The sequence below is a fragment of the Ramlibacter sp. WS9 genome, assembly GCF_003797765.1.
GTDB lineage: Bacteria > Pseudomonadota > Gammaproteobacteria > Burkholderiales > Burkholderiaceae_C > Ramlibacter.
On record NZ_RKMB01000086.1, the window covers coordinates 1 to 1108 of the forward strand.

Annotated in this window: 1 protein-coding gene; it reads left to right on the top strand. The window is 62.4% G+C overall.

The window, feature by feature from the left end:
• Window positions 1–45 precede the first annotated feature (45 nt).
• The gene (locus EEB15_RS33025) at window positions 46–1074 is read left to right on the top strand and encodes an IS630 family transposase (RefSeq protein WP_141514232.1); all 1029 of its coding nucleotides are present in this window, start codon (window positions 46–48) and stop codon (window positions 1072–1074) included.
• Window positions 1075–1108: the final 34 nt, after the last annotated feature.

Sequence of the window (1108 nt, forward strand, 5' to 3'; positions counted from 1 at the left end):
TTACTGACCTGTGCACCAAATAGTGCGGTACAGCGTTAAGGATTGATGAAGATCGACGGACGCAAACTTGACCGGGCGACGCAGGCGCACCTGCGCAGACAAGTGGTGCTGGCGGTGCGGGGCGGCATGACGCAGGCCGAGGCCGCGCGCGTGCATGGCCTGAGCCTGCGAGCAGTGCAAAAGGCCTGTGCGCGGGCGCGCGAGGGTTCGCTGCGAGCGCTCAAGGACGACGCGCGAGGCCGACCGGCGGGCCACACGCTTCTGAGCCAGGCGCAGCAAGCCAAGGTGCGCAGCATCATCGTGGGCAAACTGCCCGACCAGCTCAAGTTGCCCTTCTATCTGTGGACTCGCCAAGCCGTGGCGCAGTTGGCCAAGCGCGAGTGCGGCGTTGATCTCTCGCCCACGACCGTTGGTCGCTATCTCAAAGCCTGGGGCATGACGCCGCAAAAGCCGGTACGCCGCGCCTATGAGCGCAACGACGCGGCCATTGCCGCGTGGCTCGCTGAGCAGTACCCGCTGATCGCCAAGCAGGCCAAGCGCGAATGTGCCCAGATTTACTGGGGCGACGAGATGGGACTGCGCAGCGATCACGTCAGCGGCAAGAGCTACGCCCCGGCGGGACAGACGCCTTTGATTCGGGCCACCGGACAGCGCTTTGGCTGCAACATGATCTCGGCCATCACCAACAAGGGTGCTTTGGCCTTCATGGTCTTCGAGGGGAAGTTCAGGGCGCCGCTGTTCGTCGAGTTTCTTCGCCGGCTGCTCAGGCAAGTCGAAGGCAAGATCTGTCTGATCGTAGACGGCCATCCGGTTCACAAGTCCGGTGTCGTAAAGAGGTTTGTACAAGCCAACGCCCAGCGGCTGCGCCTGATCTTGCTGCCGGGCTACTGCCCCGAGCTCAACCCGGACGAGTTGCTCAATCAGGATGTCAAGACCAATGCGCTGGGCAAGAGTCGGCCGGCCAACAAGGGCGAAATGATCAAGGCCGTGCGCAGTCATCTGCACAGTCGCCAGAAGCAGCCCGCGATCATTCGCAATCTGTTCAAGGAAAAGCATGTCCGGTACGCCGCGTGATCCGTTACGCACTATTTATGGGCCGGCTCAGTAA